We start from the raw sequence: 22,580 nt of genomic DNA, 5'->3' as shown, positions 1-22,580 counted from the left end.
CACCACCCCACGGCTGCGGCCGCTGGCTTCGGGGCTGGGCGGCCGTCGCCACCCCCCCCCCCCCCCCCCCCCCCCCCCCCCCCCCCCGGCACGGTGCTCGCCGTCAGCGGCCTCGTCGGCCTCGACGCCGCCGACCTGCTCGCAGGGGCCGGGGTCGTCGGGCCCCGGGTGACCTGGCAGTTGCGGGCCGACCTGTCGGGAGCGGCGCTCGACCAGGCCCGCGCGCTGGCCGGGCCGCTGTCGCACTACGGCGCGGACCTGAGTGCCGCCCTGTGCCAGGGAACCGACTGGATCTCCGGCGACATCAGCTGCCACGTACGCGGTCAGGCCACCGGGTCCCTGCTGGTGACCGACTTCCTGACGCCGCTGCTCGCCGAGTTCACCGCTCAGGACCATCAGGCCAGGGCGCTGGCGATGTACGCCGTCGACGCGCTGGCCGCGGTCGCGCTGGCGACCGTGGCCGTCGCCGTACGGCTGTTGCTGCGCCGACGGCGGGCGCACCTGCGGTTGCAGCGCGCGCGGGGCGCGTCCACCGCGCGGCTGGTGCTGCTGCGCTGCGCCGTGGCCTGGCCGGTGGTGCTGATCGGCGCTGCGCTCGGCTGGGCGGCCGGTCGGGCCCTGGCTCCCGGCGGCACGTCAGGATCGCCGCAGCCGGTGCCCGCCGCACTCGCCGCCGCGGTCGTGATGATGACGGTGCCGCTGATGACGTGGCTCGCGGTCCGCGAGCCGCGCAGGCCCGGCCGACCGCGGCGCTCGCGCCGCCGCGCTGTCACCGGCCGCCGCGTGGTCCTGGAGCTGACGGTGCTGCTCGCGACGGCGGCGGGCGTGGTCGCGCTGCGTTCGCAGGGGCCCGACGGGATTCTGGGCGCGGTGCCGGTGCTGGTGGCGCTGGCCGTCGTGCTGCTCCTGCTGCGGATCTCCCCGCTCGCGCTGCGCGTGGTGCTGCGGCGGACCCGGCGCGCCCGGGGAGCGGTCGGCTTCATCGGGGCGGCACGGGCCGCCCACGACGCCCCGGCGACCGGGCTGGCGCTGTTCGTCCTGGTCCTGACCTTGGGAACGGCCGTGTTCGGCGGACTCGTACAGCGCACGATCGGCGACGGCCTGGCCGCGGGCGCGGACTGGACCACCGGCGCGGACGCGAGCGCGATCGTGGCCGGGACCGCGAACGGGGCCACGACCGGGACCGCCGCGCCGGGGACCGGCGCAGGCAAGGGCATACGGACCGTCGTCCAGCATCTGCACACCCTCGACCTGGTGGGACAGGTCGACGGCGCGCTGATCACGCAGGTCGCCGTGATCACCGTGGACCCCCGGCAACTGGCGGCCGTCGCACCGAAGTCGCCGCTGGCCAACGCCCTGCTGTCCGGGCTGGCCACCCCGGCGGGAACCAGGATCGACGCGCGCGTCCCGCTGCCGTCCTTCCTCTCGCCCGACCTGCGGGCGCGCGAGCGCACCGGTGGCTTCACCTCCAGCGTCTCGATCCTCGGGCGGCGGCCGGTGGACCTGGTTCTCACGCCGGTCGGCACCCTCACCGGCGCGGACCTGCACGACCCCCTCCTCGGGCCGGTCACGGCGCGGATTCCCGCCGGGACGCCGCTGCTGATCACCACGGCGGGCGCCGAGCACCTGATGCCCGAGCAGTCCTCGGGGAGCACCGTCATGCTGCTCAAGGGCGGCGCTCCCGACGGGACCGCCCCCGCCGCGCCCGCCGCGCTGCGGTCGGCGGCGGCTCAGACGCTCGGGCCGCTGGCCCGGATCCGCGTCCGCTCCGAAACGCTGAGCGCCCTGCGCGCGGACGGGCTGACGCGGGGACTCGACACGGCCTACGCCGTCACGTCGATCCTGGCCGCGCTGGCCGGCCTGCTCACGCTCGCCCTGGAACTGACCCTCACCGCGCACGAGCGCGGTCGCACCGCCTCGTTCCTGCGCACGCTCGGGCTCGGCGGCAAGGAGGCCGGGGTGCTGCACTTCCTGCAACTGCTGCCGCTGGCGGTCGCCTCCGCGGTGGGCGGCACGCTGCTCGGGCTGCTCGAACCGCGGCTCATGGCACCGGCGTTGGACCTGCGGCAGTTCACCGGCGGCCCGGCCCAACCGGCCCTGCGCACCGACTACTCGCTGACGCTCGCCCTCGTCGTCGCCGTGACAGCGCTGATCCTGGTCGCCGCCGCGGCCGAGACCGTCCTCGCGCGTCGGCGGCGACTGGGGGCCGTGCTGCGGCTCACGTGAACGGCCGCGGCTCAGGGTTCGGCCGTCGAGCGCAGGGCTTACGGGGCGCTCTCGGTGGACTCCGTGTCGCCCTCCGTGTCTCCTGCGCCCGCGGCGCTCTCCGCCGCGGACTTCGCCCGCCGCGCGGCCTCGTCCGGCCATACGCCGATGTGGTCGGTCTCCAGGGCCAGCCGCACCCGTTTGCGCATGTGCAGGCGCTCGGTGAACTGGCCGGGCAGTTGCAGCCGCCCGCTGGCGTCCAGTACCGCGAACTCCTCGGCGGTGAGCACCTCGACGCCGTCCTCGCCGGTGGTGACCCGGCGCAGCACCTCGGTTGAGGTGCGGCCGTTGCGGATCCGCACCGTGCGCTGGACCTGCTCGGACACCAGGGCGTCGTGGGTCACCACGATCACGGTGACGCCCAGGTCCTCGTTGGCCCGGCGCAGTGCCGCGAACACCTCGTCGCTGGTGGCGGTGTCGAGTTCGCCGGTGGGTTCGTCGGCGAACAGCACCTGCGGCTCGTTGGCGTTGGCCACGGCGATTGCGACCCGCTGCTGCTCGCCGCCGGAGAGCGTGTCGGGCGTACGGTCCCGGCAGTGTCCGACGGACAGCAGGTCGAGCAATTCCTCGGCCCGCGCCCGGCGTTGGGAGCGTTTGATCCCGGTGTACGTCATCGGAAGCATCACGTTCTCGGCCGCCGAGAGGTAGGGCAGCAGATTGCGCGAGGTCTGCTGCCAGACGAAGCCCACGGTGCCCCGCCGGTAGCTGAGCCGCTCGCGGCGCTTCATCGTCAGCAGGTCGTGTCCGGCGACCGTGGCGGCGCCCGCGGTGGGCACGTCCTGGCCGGAGAGTATGCCCAGCAGGGTGGATTTCCCGGAGCCGGACGCCCCGACCACCGCGATCATCTCGCCCTGGGCCACGGCGAGATCGAGGCCCTGGAGCGCCTGCACCTCGACGCCCTCGGTCTGGTAGATCCGCACCAGGTTCTCGCAGACGACCAGCCCCTCCTCCCGCCGTGGCGCCGCGACGGCCCGCCGCCGCAGCTCGTCCAAGTCCGTTGCCCCGGTGCGCTGTTGGTGAACTGGCACGCGGTCCCCCGATAAGGTGAAGTCTGCGAATCCCACTGTCGGACAGCCGCCAGGGTAATGCGCGAACCCGCCCGGGAGCCGCCATCCGCGGGTCCGGGCCTCGATCAGGGGTCAGCGTCGCCGAGGTCGTCGCGTCCGCTTCGGCCCGCGTCACATCCGCCACGATCCGCATGCCGTCGATCGGACGGCGTGCCGTCAGACCGCGCGGGCGTCCCGCAAGAGTTCCCGGACGCCGCGAACAGGGCGGTAGCCGAAGGCGTTCGTTGCCGCGGTGGAGTCGTACACGCGGTCCAGACGATCCGGCACCGGCCACCCCCGGTCGCGGAACGCCTCGACCACGTCAGGAGCCCGACCGGCGAGGACCGCGCCCGCGTCGCGGTGGAGAGCGACGCAGTCCTCACGCTGGAACACGTGCGGCCCGGAGACGTTGAACGTGCCGGTCACCTCAGGGCGCGTCACGGCCAGGACCCCCGCCGCCGCGACGTCGGCCACGTCGACCGCCCGGTGGAGCAGATGGCGGGCGCGTACGGGCAGCGGCTCCGGAAAGCACCGCGCGATGCGCAGCGTGACCGCGGAGACGCCGCAGGCGGCGACCAGCCGTTCCGCGGCCAGTTTGGTCTCGTCGTAGATGTCCCGGGGAAGCGGCGTGAGGTGCTCGTCCACCCAGACGGCGCGGTCGGCGGGCACCAGGGCGTGGCCGTAGACACTGGTACTGCTGATGTAGAGAACGCGCCGGACACCGAGGCGCGCGGCGTCGTCGAGGAGTTCCGCGGTCATGCCGACGTTCACGGCGCGGAACTCCTCATCGGCCACGCGCCCGACGTGCGGGGCGTGCAGCGCGGCGGTGTGGACCAGGACGTCGGCAGACCGCAGCGCGGCCCGCCGCTCGCGCGGGTCCCGCAGGTCGGCGACGACGCTCGTCCAGCGGCCGGCCACCCTGTCCACGCCGCGGACCTCCCGGCCCGCCGCGTCGAAGGCCGCGGCCAGGGCCGATCCGACCCGGCCCGAGCTTCCCGTCACGACAACCGCCCCGCCAGGGTCCCGCGTCCTCCGCTCGGCGCTCACACCCCGATTCTGCCAGCCCCGCGCGGATTCGGTCCGAAGCACCCTACCCGCCGTGCGATGCCGCGCCCGCCTCGACAGGAGACGCCGTCACCCGGCGGCAACGGGGCTGGTCGGCTTGGGCGTCAGGACCGCGAAGGCGAGGAGCGTGGGGCCGGACGGGCCCTAGGCCACGCCCGCGAAGCGGGCGGTCAGCCAGACGGGGTCGACGATGGCGGAGCCGACCACGACGGCGTGCGCGCCCGCGGCCAGGGCCGCGCGTACGTCGTCCGGCGTGGAGTAGCCGCGCTCGGCGACGACCGGCACCCCGGCGCCGGCGACGAGGGTGGCCACAAGTCCCAGGTCGGGCAGGGGCCCGGAGTTCGCCTTGGCGGGGTAGCCCATCGTGGACGAACTGACGATCGCGGCGCCCGCCTCCACGGCGGTGCGTGCGTCGTCGATCCCCGGCACGCCCGCCTTGACCGGTTTGCCCAGCGCGACGAAGGACGCGACGAGTTCGGCCAGGTCCTGGCCGTCGTGTCGGCGCGCCGCCGCGTCCGCTTCCAGTTCCACGACGTCGGCCCCGGCGTCCACCAGGGCGGCGGCGTGGTCGAGCGTCGGCGTGATGCGGACGACCCCGCCGTGCGAGCCGTCGATGCTCACGGCGAGCACGGGGAAGCCGGGGAGCGCGCGCTTCACCGCGCGTACGGCGTCCGGGCCGTCCATTTTCACGGCGACGGCGCCACCGGCCTGCGCGGCGGCGGCGAGCCGGACGACATCGTCGATGTTCTGCCAGGGCGACTGGGGCGACGGGGTGAGCGAGACGATCAGGCCGCGAGGAAGGATGTTCACGCCGCGAACTCCTCTCCGGCGACCAGGACGCGCTCGACGGCGACGTTCTCGTCGGTGACGATCAGGTCGGCCGGGCCGCCGAGGGTGAGTTCCCCCGCGCCGGTGAGCCCGTAGAAGCGGGCGGGCGCTCGGCTGGCCAGGTTCACCGCCCGGTCGACCGGCCAGTCGTGCTCGACCAGCTTGCGTACCTGCTGGAGCAGCGTCACCGTACTGCCGGCGAGGGTGCCGTCGGGCAGGCGCGGCACCCCGTCGGTGACCTCGACGGTGAAACCGCCCACGGTGAAGACACCGTCACCGGCCCCCGCGGGCGACGCGGCGTCGGTGACGAGCATGATGCGGTGCTCGGCGGCCTTGAGCGCGAACAGCGAGGTCTCCCGCGCGAGATGGATGTCGTCGGCGATGAGCTGGATGGCGACCTCCTCCCGGTTGAGCGTGGCGCCCGCGATGCCGGGCGCGCGGTGGCTGAACGCGATCATCCCGTTGAACAGGTGCGTGACCGCGCGGGCTCCCGCGTCGAAACCGGCGTACGCGGTCGCCGCGTCGGCGCCCGAGTGCCCGGCCTGCACGATGACCCCCTGGCCCGCGGCCCAGGCGATCAGCTCCGGCGCGCCCGGCAGTTCGGGAGCGACGGTGATCGTACGCAGCGGCCCGGCGTCGAGGAAGCGTCGCACGATGCCGATGTCGGGGTCGCGGAGGTACTCGGGCCGGTGCACGCCCCGGTGGTGCGGCGACAGGAACGGGCCCTCGGCGTGCACGCCGACGACCTTCGCGCCGGGAGGCGAGGAGGCCTGGAGCTTGTCCAGCACGCCGAGCTGCCGGACCACGTTCTCCTCGGAGTCGGTGATGACGGTGGGCTGTACGTGGAAAACGCCGTCGCGGGTGAGGGCGGCGAGCGCCCGCTCGAACTCCTCGGCCGTGGCCGCGTTGAAGTCGACCCCGCCGTAACCGTTGACCTGGAGGTCGACCAGGCCGGGCAGGACGTACCCCGTGCCGGTCGAGGGCAGGCCGGTGCGTACCAGCCGTCCGCCGTCGACCTCGACGTCGCCCTTCACCCAGGCGCCGGCGACGACGGCGCCGCGTGCGGAAATTCTCATGGATACAACCTCGCTATATGGGGGGCTGGGCCGCGGCCGGTCGGCTCTGCGGCGGATTGATGGCGGTGCGCGCGGCCGGCCTGGCCCTGGAGGGCGGCGCGGAAGCGGTAACGGTCACCGCGGTAGACGCTGCGGCACCACTGCACGACCCGGCGGTTCTCGTCGAACGTGGTCTGGACGATCCCCAGGACGGGGTCGCCCGGAGCAAGGCCGAGGTTCTCTGCGATGTCGGCGGTGGCCCCGCGCGCCTCGATGACGCAGTCGGCTCTGACCGCGTGCAGGCCGTACTCGTCGGAGAGCGTGGAGTACAGGGAAGCGGTGGTGAAATCGTGGTCGCCGAGGCCCGGCGCCAACTGCTCAGGGATGAGCGAGAAGTCGATCAGGGTCGGGATGCCGTCGAGATACCGCAGCCGGACCAGGTCGACGATGGGTGCGCCAGGGGCGACACCCAGCAGGTCCGCCTCGTCGAGCGAGCTGGCGCGGGTCAGGCACTTCAGCACTTTCGAGCTGGAGGTCAGGCCGTTCGCCTCCGCGAGGTCGGAGAAGCTCACCAGGCCGGTGGCGCCCTCCTCGATCGACTCCGCCTCGTCCTGGTCCGCGGGCCGGGCCGGGGCCGGGGCGGGCGTCTGCCCGCGCACCCACCGGGCGCCCATGACGACGGTGACCAGGCCGGCCGCCTCCAGATCCTTCAGTGCCTGACGGACGGTGACCCGGCTGACGTCGAACTGCTCAGCGAGAACCCGCTCGGAAGGCAGTCTCGAACCGGGCTCGATCACACCCGATTCGATGCGTTCCCTGAGGTGCTGCGCCACCTTGCGGTGCAGTGCTGGCGAAGTAGACATGACCCCGATTGTGTCTCGTGGAGTTGGTGGGAATGAACGTAATCAGCAGCCCGTGTCGCACGGTGCGAGGGCGGCCGTACCGCCCTCGTACGGCCGCCCGGCCGGGCTATTCGCCGTCGTCGAGTTTGGTTCCGGTGTCGAGGAAGAGGAACTCGTCCGGATCGATCCCCCGCGCCCGCGCCGAGCGCAGCGCCACCTGTTGCAGCAGCGCCGCCACGAACACCGGTATCTCCAGGGGGTTGTGCGCCTCGACCGGCACGACCAGGGTCCGCTCGCCGTGGACGACGGGAGCGCCCGTCCGCAGTTCGACGATCTGACGGCCGAGCGAGCCGAGGGCGCGCAGGATCTGCCCGTCGTCGGGACCGTCGAGAACGATGTGCAGCGTCGAGGGGTGGGTGGACTCCATCAGCCCGTGCAGGTACTGCCGCGTCTCGAACGACGCCGCGGGGACCCGCGTCACCTCGCGCAGCAGCAGCGCGCCGCTCTCGGCGACACCGTACTGGTCCGCGGGCGCCACCAGGTCGATGATCGACGCGGCCGACAGCCGGTCCGCGATCTCCTCGGCCTGCGCGGAGGTCGCGTCGAGGAACCCGGCGAGCCGCTCCCCCAGGCTGAGCCACGTCGGCGACGGTTCGCCGTCGGTCCAGGTCTCGGCGAGCATGGAGACGGCCATCGCCGAGGCGGTGAACCCGATCGTCGAGGCGAGGCTGTCGGGCAGGTCGCCGAGGGTCAGCACCGAGTCGGCGGCGGCGGCCATCGGCGAGTCGGTGACGTTGACGACCGCGAGCTTGCGGCCGGTGGCCGCGCGCATCACGTCGACCGTCTCGCGGCTGCGGCCCGACTGGGACAGTGCGACGAGGGTGGTGGTCTCGTCGAACGGCCCCGCCTGCGCCGCGTTGAGCCGGACGCTGGGGATGCCGCGCGCCGACAGGTGGGCGACCGGTGCGGCGAGCGCCGCGAGGCTCGCGCCGATGCCGATGAACGTGGCCTGGTCGGGGCGGCCGACCGCACCCGCCGCGGCGAGCGCCCGCTCGCGCAGCACCGGTGCGACCTCGGTGAGCCGGCTGGTCTGGCTCAGCACGCCCTCGTCGAAGGGGATGAACCCCTGGCGCAGAAACGCGTTGACACTCATCGGCCGCTGGCCGCCCTTCCTCGTCGTGCCAGGGAATCGATCACCACGGCGGCCACGAGTACGGCGCCGGTGATCACGTACTTGACGGCGGAGGTCTGGTTCAGCAGATCCATGCCGTTGGACACCGCTCCGATGACGAGCATGCCGAGCAGTGCGGAGTACGCGGTGCCGCGTCCGCCGAACAGGCTGGTGCCGCCGATGACCGCGGCGGCGATCGCGTTGAGCAGGATGTCGCTGCCGCCGCTGGCCTGGTTGACCGCGAACAGGCGTGAGGCCGCGAGCACACCGCCGAAGGCGGCGAGCGACGAGGCGATCGTGAAGGCGATGACCTTGACGGTGCCGACCTGGATGCCCGCGCGCCGGGCCGCCTCGGCGTTGCCGCCGACGGCGAACAGCTTGCGGCCGAAGGTCGTGCCGCGCAGCAGCAGGTCGACCAGGACCACGAGTCCGACGAAGATGATCAGCGACAGGGGTATGCCGTGCCACCGCGCGAAGACGGTCGTCGCCGCGACGATCAGGACCGTGATCACTCCGGCGCGCACCAGGCCCCCGGTGAGCGGCCGTACGGTCAGGCCGCGTTCGCGTCGCCGTCTGGCGGTGAGGACCGTCCCGCCGAAGGCCGCGCCCGCGTAGACAGCGGCGATCACGTATCCGATCCACGCGGGGAGCGTGGTGTTGGCGAGCGAGGCGATGGTGCCGTCGTAGGGGATGTTGATCGTGCCCTGGTTGCCCAGGACGAGGAGTTGGCCGCCCTGCCAGGCGAGCAGGCCGCCCAGGGTCAGCACGAACGACGGAACGCCGAGCTTGGTGAAGATGAAGCCGTGGAACAGGCCGATCGCGGCGCCGAACACGACGGCCAGGACGATCGCGAGCACCGGCGGCCAGCCCTGGTTGATGCTCAGCACCACCATGGAGGCGGAGGTGATCCCGCTCACCGATCCGGCGGACAGGTCGATCTCGCCGATGATCAGGACGAACACGATGCCCAGCGCGATGACGCCGGTCGAGGCGATCTGCAGGCTCAGGTTGGAGAGGTTCTGCGGCGAGAGGAACCGCTGGTTGGCGATCTGGAAGACCAGCGAGATGACGACGAGGCCGAGGATGACGGGCAGCGCCCCGAAGTCGCCGGTACGCAGGCGCTGGACGCGCTCGCGCACCCAGTTCTCCTGCGCCGGCGGTCCTGGCGGCAGCACGCTCTGCCCGGCGGGGGCGGTTGCGGTGTTGGTGGTCACGGTCATCCTTCCTGAGCCCGGTCGCGGCGCAGCGTCCGGCGCTTTTGGGCACTGCTGTCGGCGACGCCGGTGATGGCGGCGACGACCTGTTCTTCTGTGGTCCCCTCGACGGGGAACTCGGTGACGCTGCGCCCGAGCCGCAGGCAGACGATGCGGTCCGCCACGTCGAAGACGTCGGCCAGGTTGTGGCTCACCATGAGGACGGCGTGCCCCTCGCTCCGCAGCCGCTCGATGAGTTCGAGCACTTCGGCGGTCTGCTCGACGCCGAGCGCCGCGGTCGGCTCGTCCAGGATGACCAGCCGCGGATCGCCGAGCAGGGACCGCGCGATGGCCACCGACTGGCGCTGCCCGCCGGAGAGCGAGGAGACGGGCGCGCGCAGGTCCTTGATCTTGACCGAGAGCCGCTTGAGCAGCCCGACGGCGACCTCTTCCATGTCGAGCGCGCTCAGGAAGCCGCCGTGGTGCTTCTCGCGGCCGAGGAAGAGGTTGGCGACGATGTCGAGGTTGTCGCACAGCGCGAGGTCCTGGTACACCGTCGCGATGCCGAGGCGGGTGGAGTCCGTGGGCTTGCGCGGGGAGACCGGCTCGCCGTTCACCGCCATGGTGCCGCCGTCGCGGGGGTGCGTACCGGCGATCGTCTTGATCAGGGTGGACTTGCCCGCGCCGTTGTCGCCGACGAGCGCGACGACCTCTCCCGCGGCGACGGTCATGCTGACGTCGCTGAGCGCCTGAACGGCGCCGAAGCTCTTGCTGATGTGTTCGAGTTCCAGCACGGGCGGCGGGCGTTCTCCCGCCCGGTCGGCCGCCCTGTCAACGGTCGTTGTCATCGGCGGTCTCCTTTCATGCCGAGTCGGTCCGCCGCGGTGGCGACCGCGATCGGTTGGGCGAGGTGCCACGCGCCGGCGCCGACGAGACCGGCGTCGTCGCCGCACACGGCGGCGCGTACGTCGACGTCCCAGGAGACGTGCGAGCGCGCGGTGTCGCTGATGCGGCGGTCGAGCTCGTCGAGGAGCTGGGCGCCGGCCGCGCGGGCGAGGCCGCCGCCGACGACCAGTACGTCGGGTGAGACGACGTGGCACAGGAGGATCGCGGCGGCGGCCGCCGCGTCGGCGATGTCGGTGAGGGCGGCGGCGGCCAGGGCGCCGGGGTGGGGCGCGGTCGGTACGGGGTCGGCGCCGGGGGCGCCGTCGCTTGAGGCGAGGTCGGTCAGGGCGCGGTAGTCGACGTCCCTGCCCAGTTCACGCCCGGCCTCGCGTACGCGCTGTCCCGAGCCGAGGTCCTCGATCATGGGGCGCCCGGCGCCGAGCAGGTGCAGGAATCCGATCTGGAACCCCGACACGCGTCCGGACAGCACGCGGCCGTCGCTCACCACCGCCGCGCCGATCCCCGTCGAGAGGGTCAGATAGGCCGTCGTCCCCGCGGTGGACCCGGCGCCGAAGTACGCCTCGCCGATCGCGGCCAACTCGGCGTCACCCGCCAGCTCGACGGCGAGTCCGGTGGCCTCGGAGAGGTACGCGGCCGACAGGCGGCCAAGGTCGGTGGACGGCAGATTGCGCGCCACGTGCAGACGGCCCTCGACGTGGTCCACCCGTCCCGGCAGTCCGACGACCGCCGAGACGGCGTCCGTACCGGCCGCGATCCGCGTCATGAGATCGGCGACCTGCTCGTGCGCCGCGTCGTGCCGGACGGGCTCCTTGAGCCTGGCGGTCACGGTTCCGCCGCGGTCGACGAGCGCCGCGCGGGCGGTGGTGCCGCCCAGGTCGACTGCGACGACCTGGGCGGCATCGCCGGTGGAGAAGGAGGTCACTTGATGAGTCCCGCCTCGACGCACGCCTTCTTGTAGTTGGCCGTGCAGATCTGATCGACGGTCAGATAACCGCTGTCGAGCAGGATTTCCTTCATGTTCTCCATCGTCACGGCGATGGATTCGAGCAGGTAGGCGGGCACCTTGCCCGCGCCGTCGTCGATGGTGCCGTTGAGCAGTTCGCCGGAGGGCTTCTGCCCGGTGGCGAGGGCGGCGGCGGCCTTGGCGCCGATCCGCGCCTCGGTCTCGACCGGCAGGTACGTGCTCTCGTACAGGTCGCCCGCGACCATGTTCTGGATGGCGTCGAGCTGCGTGTCGAGGCCCGTGACGGGCGGCATCGGCTTGATGCCCGCGCTCTTCAGCGCGGCGACGACACCGGTGGCCATGCCGTCGTTGCCCGCGTAGACACCGGCGATCTTGGACGCGCCGAGCTTGGTGATGGCCTGCTGCATCTGGTTCTGCGCGTTGGCCGCCGACCAGCCCTTGGTGTCGTACTCGGCGGCGACGGTGAAGCCGGACTTGTCGATGACGCTGTGCGCGCCGTCCTTCTCCGGCTTGGCGCCCGAGTCGACGGGGTCGCCGTTCATCATGACGACGTTGCCGGAGGTCTTGCCGTCCTTCTTCAGCTTGTCGAGCAGGGACTGCATGCCGACGGCGCCCTGCTGGACGTTGTCGAACTTCACCCCGTAGTCCACGGCCGCGTTGTAGATGACGCGGTCGTAGCTCATGACCTTCGCGCCCTGCCTGCGGGCGCTGGCGACCACGGCCCCGGCGGCCTTGGAGTCGACGGGGTCGATCACCAGCACGCTGGCCCCTTCGGTCAGCGCGGACTCGGCCTGGCTGAGCTGCTTGCTCGCGTCCCCGGCCGCGTTGTAGTAGCGGAGCTGACACTTGGGGCAGCTCTCCGCGAGCTGCTTCTCGAAGGTCGGCTTGTCCCGCGCCTCGTACCGGGCGGTCGCGTTCTCCGGGAGCAGCAGCGCCACGATCGGCTTGTCCTTGGCCTTGCCGCCGCCGGAGCCGCCGGTCGAGCCGGAGGTCGCGTCGGATGTGTCCGACGAGCACGAGGCCAGCATGAGGGCTCCAACTACAGCCACCCCCGCAACGGCCATGCGTCGGCGGTGTGAATGAGAAGTAACGTTCATGAGAGTTTCGTCCACCTCTGAGCCATGTGTAGCGGGGTGAGTTGCCTCAAGCTAGATCTGGTATCAACCAGTGGTCAACCCTCTGGTATTACAGCTCGATAACCTAAGCAAACCACTGGTATTACCCCGAGGTGACCAGCAAATTTCCCCCCGCCCCACCCGCACAGCCCGCGCCGCCGCCCCCGTCGACCCCAACTCCCCCGCGATTCCCCCCGACCCCCCGCCCTCCCTCTGGTACGAACCACCGGTCGTATCCAATCCCACCCCGCCGCACCCACCCCCTCCGAACCGAAAGCCCCCGCAGACAGGAAGAGGCCGGCCCGGACGCGCCTCACCGGAGGCAAGCGAACTGGACGGCCTGTGGAACCTTGGGGACGCACGTGGGCCCAGCGGACGACAGCGCACGGGCGGCGGCGTGGACGAGGACCCGCAAGATGCCCGGCGAGCGGACGCGCGACCGGATCGGCGCAGCCTCCTCGGCTCACCTCAGGTGCCTCAGGTGGGCGAAGATCCATTCCCGGGCGGCTCCAAGACCAGCACCGACCCATGGCGCTTCCGCCGACTTCGGCGGCCCGACCACAGTGGCCGAGCTAGCCGGAAGGGTGAGTCAATCGGCTCACCGTTGCATAGTCGTCGGATGCGTGAACCGTAGCCAACAGGATAGCGCCGTCAGAACACTCGAGAACCGCTGGGTTGTTACCCGGGATCGGTGCATAGGCGGCTTCACCCGTGAAGGCATCGAGAATGTGCACAGGGCCCGCACCGGAAGACACGAACAGAAGCGCGGACTCATTCAAACAGCCCGCGGCGATGGCACCGACGTCCGGGCCCATCGACAAAGCAGGACCCAGCGGCTCACCAGTCACCCCGTTATACCGAGACAAGTTTCCATTCATGTCGAGTGACGCCAGGACAGCCCGGCCGTCGGGATGCGTCAGCGCGGTCATCCTCATGTTGTATTCGCCAAAGCCATGAATATGTGATCCGAATGGCTCGCCGGTCGAGGCGACCCACCGATACACAACTCCAGCCTCGTCCTCCGCTGCGATGAGGACCGTGCCGTCCTTGAGCGACAGTGACGTGATGGTCTTCAGCGGATAATCCGGCCCCGTCAGTTGAGGGCTCAACGCTTCGCCGGTAGTCGCGTCCCAATAGTGGATGAACGGCTCACACTGCGCGGCAACAGCGATGAACGCTCGCCCACCGGGCAGCGGCCCACTGGTGACGTCCCAAGCGGTGTCATCAAACTCAGCCATCGCGCCAACGGGCACGGTCCTGCCACTTGCAGCATCAACCCGCACCACCCCGATATCCGTGGCCACCGCGACGACGGCATCACCATTCGTCGGGGTGGCCACCGCAACCGTCGATATCAGATCCTCACCCGCAAACCTCCAGAGCATTTCACCGGTGCGAGGGTCCCAACGCCAACAATCGTAGCCGGTACCGTTTGAGAGCAATATGGGCGTATCACTCTCACCTTGAGCCAAAACCGGCACGACGCCGTCCGGAGCTTCTTCCGCAAACACTGTTTCCAGGACCACATCTAGCAATTCGAGCACAACGCTTCCCAATCTCCGCATTACGCGGCGCCGACACATCTCCAGAGCTCCGACGAGCGGAGGCCGCATCCCAGAATTCCCCACCCGACCCCTGACGGATCGACGCACCTCGTTGAAGGCGACTATGCGCGACGGAGAGTGTCACCGTCAGCCGCGAGCCATGGTGGCGGGAGGGGGCGGCGGGGGGATGAGTCGGGCTTCGGCTCGGTCGAGGCGTCTGGTTGTGCGGCTGTGGGCGGCCCGGGCGGCGGCGAGGAGGACGCCGATCGTCAGGCAGAAGACACCGAAGCCGGTGGTACCCACGATCAGGAAGATGGCGCCGAGGACGAGATAGAACCCGGCGAGCCAGGGCAGCCACCGAAGGCCGCTGCGCGCCGCCTTGCGTTGGCGTCGCAGAAGGACGGTCATGGCGTGCCGTACGGCCGGGTCCGCGGGAACGCGTCCCTTGCGCAGGCGGCGGGCGATCACCGGGATCTGCCGGGGCCGGATTCCGGCCTCCTGGGCGAGGTGTCGCCGGAAGGTCCGTTGCCGCCACAAACCCGCCGTGGCGGCGCCCAAGCCGCCCGCGAAACCGCCGAAGTTGAAGCCCAGCCAGAACCACAGCGCGGCGTACATCACCGCGAGGAAGGCCACTGCCGTCCCGACACGCACCCACAGGCGGTCGTACCAACGGCGTTCACCGTCCCAGTCCACATCCCCGTCTGGGCGGTACTCGCTGCTCATCCGCGCCCCCAACTGCCGTCGCCACAACGACAGTCGTCTACCCCCGAGGATCGCGCGAACGCGTCGTCACGATGTCAAGCCCGGTGCCGGTGCGGCCCCCTCTGAAAGATCGTGGCCCGTACAGGTCACTGCCCGTACGGACCCCATCCCGGTGTGCCGCTGGGCCCCCGGGGTCATCGGTCATCCTCGGAGGAAAAACAGCCCCAAGCTGGTCCCCGCGCACCTGTAGGGGACCGAGCCCGTCGTCGGGGGCAACTCGTCCTGGGGCGGCGTCAGCGGGGGCGTCGGCGGGTGTGCTTGTCGCCGAGGGTGGAGGGCAGGAAGAGGATGTCCTTCTGGTTGAGGTTGACCCCCGGCGGGACGATCTCGTCGATGCGGTCCAGTACGTCGTCGCTGAGTGCGACATCGGCGCCGGCCAGCAGGTCGGTGAGCTGCGCGGGGGTGCGCGGACCGAGGAGGACCGAGGTGACCGCCGGGTGGGTCAGCACGAACGCGGTGGCCAGATGGGCGAGTTTCAGCCCCGCTTCGGCGGCCAGTTCGGTGAGCTCTCCGACGGCCTTCGCCTTGGCCCGGTTCCCCGGTTCCGCCTGGTCGAACAGGGGCGTGGCGGCTCCCGCGTTGCGGTGACCGGCGGTGGGATCGGCGCGGCCGGAGAGCCAGCCGGATCCGAGCGGGCCGAAGGTGAGGACGCCCATGCCGTATCGCTGGGCGGTCGGCAGCGTGGTGGCCTCGACGCCGCGCAGCAGGACGTTGTACGGCGGCTGCTCGGACCGGAAGCGGTGGTGGTGGCCGCGCTCGGCGGCCCACTGCGCCTCGACCGTCTGCTCCGGGTGGAACAGCGACGAGCCGATCGCCCGTACTTTCCCGGCCCGGATCAGGTCCGAGAGCGCGGAAAGCGTCTCGTCGAGGTCCGTGAACGGATCCCAGCGGTGCATCTGGTAGAGGTCGATGCGGTCGGTGCCGAGACGGCGCAGGCTCCCCTCCACCGCCTGGGTGATCCACCTGCGCGATCCGCCCCGCCGGTTGTCGTCCGATCCGATCGGCAGCCCGAACTTGGTGGCGAGGACGACCTCGTCGCGCCGCCCCTTCAGCGCCTTGCCGACGATCTCCTCGCTCTCGCCCGCCGAATAGACGTCCGCGGTGTCGATGAAGTTGATGCCTGCGTCCAGCGCGGTGTGGATCATCGCCACGGACTCGCCGTGGTCGGTGTTGCCCATCGCGCCGAGCATCATCGTCCCGAGGGCGAATTCGCTCACCGACATACCCGTACCGCCGAGGACTCTGCGTTTCATGGTGCGCTCTCCACTGTCGTGCCGGTCTCATCCGGCAATACGTCCGGCACTACGTCCGGCACTTCGTACGGCAATACTTCGTACGGCGACTCGTCCGACCACCGTCCGGCTGCGGCGGCCGGCCCGCCCGTCGTCAGCCCTCGACGCTCGCGGGGACCTCACCAGGGCGGTCGACCACGCCGCGCCGCATGACGGCATTCACGCCGTACAACGTCTCGACGGCGGTGCCGTCGCCCTGGTGACCGATCATGTAGGACCGCGAGCCCAGATACGTGAGCGTGGCCTTGTCGAAGATCCACGTGTCGCGGGTGGCGGCTCCGGGGTCGTGGCGAGTGATGCCGAAGCCGTGTCGACCCGCCGCGTCGACGGCGTCGGGCACCACGCGGACGCCGGGGATCTTCTCCACGACCTGGTACAGCGCGGACGCGGTGGCCGGGGGCATGATCGCCGTGCTCAGCATCCCGCCGATGTTCGAGAAGACGGTCTCGTCCAGCGAGGAGGTGCCCCACGGCTCGGTCTCGGCGTAGAGCAGCGCGCGCAGCGCCTCGGGGTCCGTGGGCAGCGTGGCCAGCCACTTGTAGGTGGGGTGGTCAAGTCCCGCGTACACGGGCGAGGTGGCCACCATGGGCCCCAGCCCCGGCATCACCGCGTCCTTCCCCGATTCACGGATCCAGCCCTCCTCCGTCATGGGGCCGGGGCGCTGGACGGTCCAGTACTCCTGCTTGTGCAGCGCGCCGAGCCGGACCTGGCCGCCGAACGCGCCCTTGTTCCCCCGGGTCAGCGTCTCGACATACACGAGCTGGTCGTCCTTCACCGGCGTCACGTTGCCCGTCATGGCGACGGCGGCGATGCGGCTGAGCGTGGCGGACGCGCTGTTGTAGTGCGCCGGAGGGGCCGCGGGGAAGTGCCCAGGGGCGTGTCCGCCGCCGGACGCGGTGACGACGAGCACGGCGGTCAGTGCGGCCGCCACGGGAAGCACCATCATCGGACGCGGTTGCCGGCGGCGGCGCTGTGGGGCCGCCGCCGTCGCCACCATCGTCGTCGTCGTCGCCGTCGCCGTCGCCGTCGCCGTCGTACGGGTCCCGCAGGCGAGGTCCTGGTCGATCCGCCGCATCAGAACGTCCTTGAGGTGCCGATGGCGGCTCGGCGAAAGGTGGTCCCAGGCGGCCGAGGCGGCCAGCAGTTCTTCCGCCTCGGCCGGGACGGTGGCGGGCGCGTTGTCAGCCTTCATCGGGTTTCCTCCTGCAAGAAGAGCGCCGCGAACACGGCCTCGCCGTCTTTCTCTCCGGGAACGCGGTCCGGTTCCCCCGCCGTGTCGCGTGCCGGTACGGCGCTCAGCTCGGCCAGTCGCTTGCGGGCGCGCGAGAGCCGCGAGCGCACGGTGCCGACCGGGATGCCCAGTGCCTCGGCGGCTTGCCGGTAGTCCAGCCCGGCCGCCACGCACAGGGCGATCACCTCCCTGTCCTGGCGGCGCAGTCGGCGCAGCGTCTCGTGGACGGCGGCCAGCCGTCGCGCGTCGTCGATCCGGCCGATCGCCTCCTCCGCGAAGTCCTCGACAGCGCGGGGCTCCGGGCTGCGCGCGAGGAAGGCGAGCCTGCGCCACCGTCCGCGGTTGGCGTTGTGCGCCTTGTGCGTGGCGATGCCCAGGAGCCATGGCGTGAGGGACCCGCCCTCCGGCTCCACGGTCTCCCGCCCGCGCCAGGCGGCCAGGAAGGTCTCGGACATCACGTCCTCGGCCTCCGGCCAACTCCCGGTCAGCCGCAGCGCATGGTTGTAGACCGCCCGCGCGCTCTGTTCGTACAGCTCGGCGAACGCGGAACGGTCTCCGGCACGGATCCGCCCACGCAACGGCTCCGCTGGTTCTGTTTGCGTCACACTCATTACTCTCCGCAGCACCGGCCGAGTTCCTGTGTCCGCCGTCACAGCCGCCCGCCCGCCCGCTTCCCGCGCCCGAGAGTAACGGTGCGTCCGGTTTGCACAAAGGGCTGACGGTGCGCTCCTTATCTGGTGAAGTACGGGCCTGCCGGGCCCGCAAGGGGGGTGCCCGGCCTCGTTCTCGACGTCTGCTCCTACGACAACGCCCGCGTCGCCTTCACGAGCTGCTGACCGGGGCCCGCGGCGCTCCGTCCCGCCACCGACGGAGCGCCGGGGTTCGTATGACGGAATCCGCCCTCGCGGCTCAGGGCCGTGAGAGGTCCCTGCGGGATCAGGGCCTTGCGGGGGCGTCGGCGAAGTCGGGGAGGTCGGGGGTGAGGAGGTCCGCGACGGCGCCGTCGAGGAGTTCGGCGGTCTCGGTGGAGCGGGGGAGCATGGTGCTCTCGTAGGCGCGGACGGCGTCGGCGACGGTGGCCTCGGTGGCCAGGGCGACGGCGAGTTCGCCGGCGTCGAGCATGGCGAGGTTGACGCCGACGCCCAGCGGCGGCATGAGGTGGGCGGCGTCGCCCAGGAGTGTCACGGTGGGGTGCGGCTCCCAGGTGTGCGGGACCGGCAGGGCGAAGATCGGCCGCTGGACGTAGGGGCCGTCGTTGTCGGTGATGAGCCGGCGCATGGGCGCCGACCAGTGGGCGAACCGCTCCTGGAGCAGGGCGCGGACGGCGTCGGTGTCGTCGGCGGCCAGGCCGCCGCGGCTGATCCAGTCGGCCGGGACCTGCTGGACGATGTAGACGCGGATGTGGTCGCCGCCGTTGCGCTGGGCCACCAGCGCGCGTTCGCCGTCGCCCGCGTGGGCCATGCCCTGGCCGACCAGTTCGGCGATCTCGGGGTGGCTGTCGTCGACGTCGTCGAACCAGGCCTCCAGGAAGCTCACCCCCGTGTACGCGGGGACGGCGGCCGAGACGGCCGGGCGTACGCGTGACGAGGCGCCGTCGGCGCCGATGACCAGGTCGGTCTCCACGGTGGTGCCGTCGGTGAAGCGCAGCAGCCGCGGTCCCTCGGCGGGACCGCCGACGGACTCAAGTCCCTTTCCCCAGCGGATCGTTCCCGGTTCGACCGACCGCAGGAGCAGGTCGCGCAGCACCCCGCGGTCGATCTCCGGCTTGAACAGCTCGTCGGCTTCCGGGACGTGCCGGGCGGTGATCGTGCCGTCCGGGTCCAGCAGCCGCATCTCCTGGCCCTCGGGCCGGGACAGCGCGAAGAACTCCTCCAGCAGACCGGCCTCGCGCAGGGCGATCTGGCCGTTGTCGGCGTGCAGGTCCAGGGAGCCGCCCTGGTCGCGGACGTCGGGACCGGCTTCGCGGTCGTAGACGGTGACGGCGAGGCCGCGCCGCTGGAGGATGCGGGCGCAGGTCAGGCCGCCGGGTCCCGCGCCGATGACGCTGATCCTGGCCTGGGCCGGTGCTACGGGGTTCGTGGGGTTCATGGGTGGTTCCTCTCGCCGACGCCGGAGGGCCGCGGCCCGATGCCGCAGGCATGTCCGGCGCCGTCACATTATTCGAATGCCTCCAAACATACAACGACTCCAATAATGGTGCGATGGCAACTTTCGGGGTACGGTCGGCGCATGGACGACACCACCGACCGGGCCGCCCCCGCCGGAAGGCGCGAACGCAAGAAGGCCGCCACCCGGCAGGCGATCGCCGACGCCGCGCTGCGGCTGTTCCTGGAGCGCGGATACGACCAGGTGAGCGTCCGCGAGATCGCCGAGTCCGCCGATGTGTCGGTGTCGACGGTGTTCAACTACTTCCCCGGCGGCAAGGAGGCCCTGGTCTTCGACGAGGACGCCGGGAACGAGGCCCGCCTGGTCGCCGCGGTGACCGACCGCCCCGCGGACCGGACGATCCCCGAGGCCCTGCGCGCGCACTTCACGGGCTTCGCCACCTCGCCCCACACGCGTGACCCGCGCTTCGCCGACCTCCAGGAGCTCGTCCGGCAGACCCCGGCCCTGCGCGAGTACGCCCGCGCGATGACCCTGCGCCACGAGAACGCCCTGGCCGTCGCCCTCGCCGAGCAGACCGGCCGCCCCCACGACGACCTGCTCTGCGCCGCCTACGCCCGCTTCACCCTGGAAACCCTCGCCTTCGCCGGTTCCCGTCCCGATCCCGTCGCCGCGATCGACCAGGCGATGCTCCTGCTCGACCGGGGATGGACGGCCGCGGTCACCCCGCCCGGCCCCGCCGCCCCGACGGCGGGTCAGATGTTGTAGTGGTTCTCGTAGTACCGAGCCACCAGCTCGCGGTAGTGGGTATCACCGGTGTGCTCGTCCACGACGAACTCCGGGGAGCTCTTGATCTGGTCCTTCGTGAGATCGACGAAGATCTTCTGGTCCGCCGTGTCGATCGACCGTACGGTGCCCGCGGGGAGCAGTACGTGCTTGCCGAAGATCCACACGCCGGTATCGACGACCAGATACGCCGAGTCGAAGTCGTCGGAGTGCTTGTCGACCTTGCCGATGTGACCGTCCGTCGCCTCGACCTGGTAACCGATCAGGTCGGTCCCCGCCGTATGGCCGGTGGTGTGCTGATAGCCCCAGATGTTGTCCCTCATGTCGCGGCTCCTCCATCGGAAACGTCGCGCCCCGAGTGACGAGAATGCCGTCGCGGCATCTGCTCGCCGGTGACGCGTACTCAGACGGTCGCGTGCCCGCCCGCCCCGCGCCCACACCTCAGGCCCCGACTCGCCCGCCCGAACGACCTCAACGCCCGACCGACCTCAGCGATCGAACGGTCTCAGCGATCGGCGAGCAGCTCGCGAGCCGCGCGGGCGCCGGAGGCCATCGCCCCCTGGACCGAGCCGGTGGCCCGGTGATCGCCGCAGACGTAGCGGCCGGGCGAGACCCGCGTGGTACGGCTGAGCGGCCACGGCGGCGGCATGGCGGGCAGCGCTTCGGCGACGCGGTAGGCGGCCACCGGCTCCCACGTCGTGGTGTCGGTCTCGTAGAGCTCGGCCAGTACCCGGCGCACCTCCGCCTCGCCGCCCTCGGTCTCGTCGACTCCGAGCACGGAGGTGGAGACCAGGGCCCGGCCGGGCGGCGCGTAGGTGGGACTGACCTCGCTGAGCACGACGGTGTTGAGCACGCGCCGTGCGGTGTCCACGATGAGCGTCGGTTCGGCCCGCGGTCGTTCAGGAGCCGCGTGGTAGTACGTGGTGACCGATCGCGTCGCCGGTACGCGCAGGCCGGGTACGAGTGAGGCCGCGGCGGCCGGGCCGGCGGCGACGACCACCGCGGGCGCGGCCAGTTCGTCACCGCGGGCCGTCAGCACCCCGTCGTCGGTGAGCCGTTCCACGGGGACGTCGAAGGCGACGGTGCCGTCCGGCAGCGTGGCCGCCATCAGCTCGGGCACCGCGGCGACTCCCCGAGCGGGCAGGCACAGGGTGCCGCGCAGCATGGAGCGCCACACCAGATGGAAGAACCGGCTGGAGGTCTCCAGCTCGTCCTCCAGGAAGACTCCCGACAGGAACGGGCGGAACAGGGTTTCGACCAGTTCGTCGCCGATGCCCGCCTGCGCGAGCGCGGTGCGGGTCGTGCGGTCCGTCTGGCGTTTGAGGACGCGGGGCGGCGCCAGCAGGTCGCGGCCGCTCATCATGGCGAGTCCGGCGAGATCACGCAGCGTGCCCAACCGCCCGGGCCGCAGGTCGGCCGCCATCCGCGGGTGGCGCGTCGGGTCGCCCAGGCGGAGCTTCCCCTGGGGGGTGTGCACCAGAAGGCCGGGTGTGAACGGCCGCAGGCGCAGCTCGCTCAGCCGCAGGCGACGGCGCAACTGCGGGTAGGAGGTGTTGACCACCTGGAAGCCGCGGTCGAAGCGGAACCCGTCGCGTACGTCGGTACGCATCCTGCCGCCCGCCGCGTCCGACGCTTCCAGCACTCGCACACGCAGCCCCGCGGCCACCAGGTCCTGCGCGCAGGCCAGCCCCGCCACACCCGCGCCGACGACCACCACGTCGACGGCGCCTTCACTCGCTCCGCGTGTCATTCGAGCCTCCCGCCGCGCGACGGCCAACGCGGATTCGGCGACGCGCTGCCTCTTCCTGCGGATCATGGCAGGCCGTCGGCGGCCCCGCACGTCTGCCACGGCCTGTGAGCCCATGGGATCACCGGCTCCGCGCGGGCGCCCGCCGGTGGACGGGTCCTGCCACCGCCGTGACAGGACCCGTCTTCACCGTCGGCCGGAGGGGGAGGCGGCGGACGGGTGCGCGGTGGTCAGCCGCAGGGAAGCGCCCCCGGGGTCAGGGTCACCTGGTGGCTGAGGTCACCGTCGAAGCGGAAGGTGTTCACGGCGGTGCCCTGGCAGGTGTAGCGGACGATGCCGACGCCGTACGCCACCGCGGTGATCGTGCCCGTACTGCTGACCTTCTCGATCACGGCGTAGGCGGGCTGGCTGACGCCGTTGCAGACCTTGCTGTTGTAGATCGAGAGCTGGCCGTAGATGAAGTCGAAGTCGGTGTAGTACTGGCAGCCGCTGGGCCAGTCCGTGGTGCTCGCGGACGCGGTGGCGGCGCCCGGTACCAGCAGGGCGGCCAGGGCCGCGGTACACGCGGCGGCGGTCAGACGGAGCTTTCTCACAGGTCGTTGTCCCTTCGGTGGGCGGGGGGAGCGGAACGAGCCGGAAGCAGCATCCGTGGGACGGGGCGGGGT

Annotated in this window: 21 protein-coding genes; 2 read left to right on the top strand and 19 right to left on the bottom strand. The window is 71.6% G+C overall.

What is annotated here, in order from left to right:
* Positions 1-93: 93 nt before the first annotated feature.
* Positions 94-2,226, top strand: coding sequence for a hypothetical protein (locus tag ACZ37P_RS10165; RefSeq protein ID WP_467345950.1), 2,133 nt, complete (start codon positions 94-96; stop codon positions 2,224-2,226).
* Positions 2,227-2,264: 38 nt separating this feature from the next.
* Here ACZ37P_RS10165 and ACZ37P_RS10160 read toward each other — a convergent pair whose 3' ends face one another.
* The 16 genes from ACZ37P_RS10160 to ACZ37P_RS10085 form a co-directional block, all read right to left on the bottom strand.
* A complete protein-coding gene (locus tag ACZ37P_RS10160) occupies positions 2,265-3,257 on the bottom strand; it encodes an ABC transporter ATP-binding protein (RefSeq protein ID WP_401719734.1) in 993 nt (330 codons plus the stop codon).
* A 231-nt stretch (positions 3,258-3,488) separates the two neighbouring features.
* On the bottom strand, positions 3,489-4,313 hold the full coding sequence (locus tag ACZ37P_RS10155; RefSeq protein WP_467345949.1) for an NAD-dependent epimerase/dehydratase family protein: 825 nt from the start codon (positions 4,311-4,313) through the stop codon (positions 3,489-3,491).
* A 207-nt stretch (positions 4,314-4,520) separates the two neighbouring features.
* Positions 4,521-5,186, bottom strand: coding sequence for an N-acetylmannosamine-6-phosphate 2-epimerase (locus ACZ37P_RS10150; RefSeq protein ID WP_391046085.1), 666 nt, complete (start codon positions 5,184-5,186; stop codon positions 4,521-4,523).
* Positions 5,183-6,280, bottom strand: coding sequence for an N-acetylglucosamine-6-phosphate deacetylase (gene nagA / locus ACZ37P_RS10145; RefSeq protein WP_401719063.1), 1,098 nt, complete (start codon positions 6,278-6,280; stop codon positions 5,183-5,185). The genes ACZ37P_RS10150 and nagA overlap by 4 nt, the downstream gene beginning before the upstream one ends.
* Positions 6,277-7,122 carry a GntR family transcriptional regulator gene (locus ACZ37P_RS10140; RefSeq protein ID WP_355342525.1) on the bottom strand — a complete coding sequence of 282 codons (846 nt, stop codon included), beginning with the start codon at positions 7,120-7,122 and terminating at the stop codon, positions 6,277-6,279. Before ACZ37P_RS10140 ends, nagA begins: the two co-directional genes overlap by 4 nt.
* Before the next feature lie 106 nt (positions 7,123-7,228).
* Entirely contained in the window at positions 7,229-8,254 is a 1,026-nt protein-coding gene (locus ACZ37P_RS10135) for an SIS domain-containing protein (protein ID WP_355342528.1), read from the bottom strand.
* A complete protein-coding gene (locus tag ACZ37P_RS10130) occupies positions 8,251-9,492 on the bottom strand; it encodes a sugar ABC transporter permease (RefSeq protein ID WP_391046090.1) in 1,242 nt (413 codons plus the stop codon). Before ACZ37P_RS10130 ends, ACZ37P_RS10135 begins: the two co-directional genes overlap by 4 nt.
* On the bottom strand, positions 9,489-10,313 hold the full coding sequence (locus ACZ37P_RS10125) for an ATP-binding cassette domain-containing protein (RefSeq protein WP_188280229.1): 825 nt from the start codon (positions 10,311-10,313) through the stop codon (positions 9,489-9,491). Before ACZ37P_RS10125 ends, ACZ37P_RS10130 begins: the two co-directional genes overlap by 4 nt.
* Entirely contained in the window at positions 10,310-11,293 is a 984-nt protein-coding gene (locus ACZ37P_RS10120) for an ROK family protein (protein ID WP_467345945.1), read from the bottom strand. Before ACZ37P_RS10120 ends, ACZ37P_RS10125 begins: the two co-directional genes overlap by 4 nt.
* A complete protein-coding gene (locus tag ACZ37P_RS10115) occupies positions 11,290-12,363 on the bottom strand; it encodes a substrate-binding domain-containing protein (protein ID WP_366823751.1) in 1,074 nt (357 codons plus the stop codon). Before ACZ37P_RS10115 ends, ACZ37P_RS10120 begins: the two co-directional genes overlap by 4 nt.
* Positions 12,364-13,022: 659 nt before the next feature.
* A complete protein-coding gene (locus tag ACZ37P_RS10110; protein ID WP_467345943.1) occupies positions 13,023-13,994 on the bottom strand; it encodes an outer membrane protein assembly factor BamB family protein in 972 nt (323 codons plus the stop codon).
* A gap of 147 nt (positions 13,995-14,141) precedes the next feature.
* Positions 14,142-14,717 carry a hypothetical protein gene (locus tag ACZ37P_RS10105; protein ID WP_467345941.1) on the bottom strand — a complete coding sequence of 192 codons (576 nt, stop codon included), beginning with the start codon at positions 14,715-14,717 and terminating at the stop codon, positions 14,142-14,144.
* A gap of 272 nt (positions 14,718-14,989) precedes the next feature.
* Positions 14,990-16,009, bottom strand: coding sequence for an aldo/keto reductase (locus tag ACZ37P_RS10100; protein ID WP_355342545.1), 1,020 nt, complete (start codon positions 16,007-16,009; stop codon positions 14,990-14,992).
* 133 nt (positions 16,010-16,142) lie between these two features.
* Positions 16,143-17,240 (bottom strand): CU044_5270 family protein, encoded by a 1,098-nt coding sequence (locus ACZ37P_RS10095; protein WP_467345939.1) that lies wholly within the window; start codon positions 17,238-17,240, stop codon positions 16,143-16,145.
* Positions 17,237-17,890, bottom strand: a complete 654-nt coding sequence (locus ACZ37P_RS10090) for an RNA polymerase sigma factor (RefSeq protein WP_355342550.1) — start codon at positions 17,888-17,890, stop codon at positions 17,237-17,239. Before ACZ37P_RS10090 ends, ACZ37P_RS10095 begins: the two co-directional genes overlap by 4 nt.
* Before the next feature lie 325 nt (positions 17,891-18,215).
* Complete coding sequence (locus ACZ37P_RS10085; protein WP_467345937.1) at positions 18,216-19,367, bottom strand: FAD-dependent oxidoreductase; 1,152 nt, start codon at positions 19,365-19,367, stop codon at positions 18,216-18,218.
* A gap of 141 nt (positions 19,368-19,508) precedes the next feature.
* Between ACZ37P_RS10085 and ACZ37P_RS10080 the strand changes: the two genes are divergently transcribed.
* Complete coding sequence (locus ACZ37P_RS10080; protein ID WP_467345935.1) at positions 19,509-20,150, top strand: TetR/AcrR family transcriptional regulator; 642 nt, start codon at positions 19,509-19,511, stop codon at positions 20,148-20,150.
* Here the strand turns inward: ACZ37P_RS10080 and ACZ37P_RS10075 are convergent.
* From ACZ37P_RS10075 to ACZ37P_RS10065, 3 genes are all read right to left on the bottom strand, one after another.
* Positions 20,138-20,491 carry a PRC-barrel domain-containing protein gene (locus ACZ37P_RS10075; RefSeq protein ID WP_355342557.1) on the bottom strand — a complete coding sequence of 118 codons (354 nt, stop codon included), beginning with the start codon at positions 20,489-20,491 and terminating at the stop codon, positions 20,138-20,140. The two genes, ACZ37P_RS10080 and ACZ37P_RS10075, sit on opposite strands and share 13 nt — an antisense overlap.
* A 182-nt stretch (positions 20,492-20,673) precedes the next feature.
* On the bottom strand, positions 20,674-21,918 hold the full coding sequence (locus ACZ37P_RS10070; protein WP_467345932.1) for an NAD(P)/FAD-dependent oxidoreductase: 1,245 nt from the start codon (positions 21,916-21,918) through the stop codon (positions 20,674-20,676).
* Positions 21,919-22,145: 227 nt separating this feature from the next.
* Positions 22,146-22,508, bottom strand: a complete 363-nt coding sequence (locus ACZ37P_RS10065; RefSeq protein ID WP_355342563.1) for a hypothetical protein — start codon at positions 22,506-22,508, stop codon at positions 22,146-22,148.
* Positions 22,509-22,580: the final 72 nt, after the last annotated feature.

The sequence above is a fragment of the Streptomyces sp. NPDC024632 genome (assembly GCF_055559175.1).
This window is presented reverse-complemented; position numbering and strand designations above follow the sequence as displayed.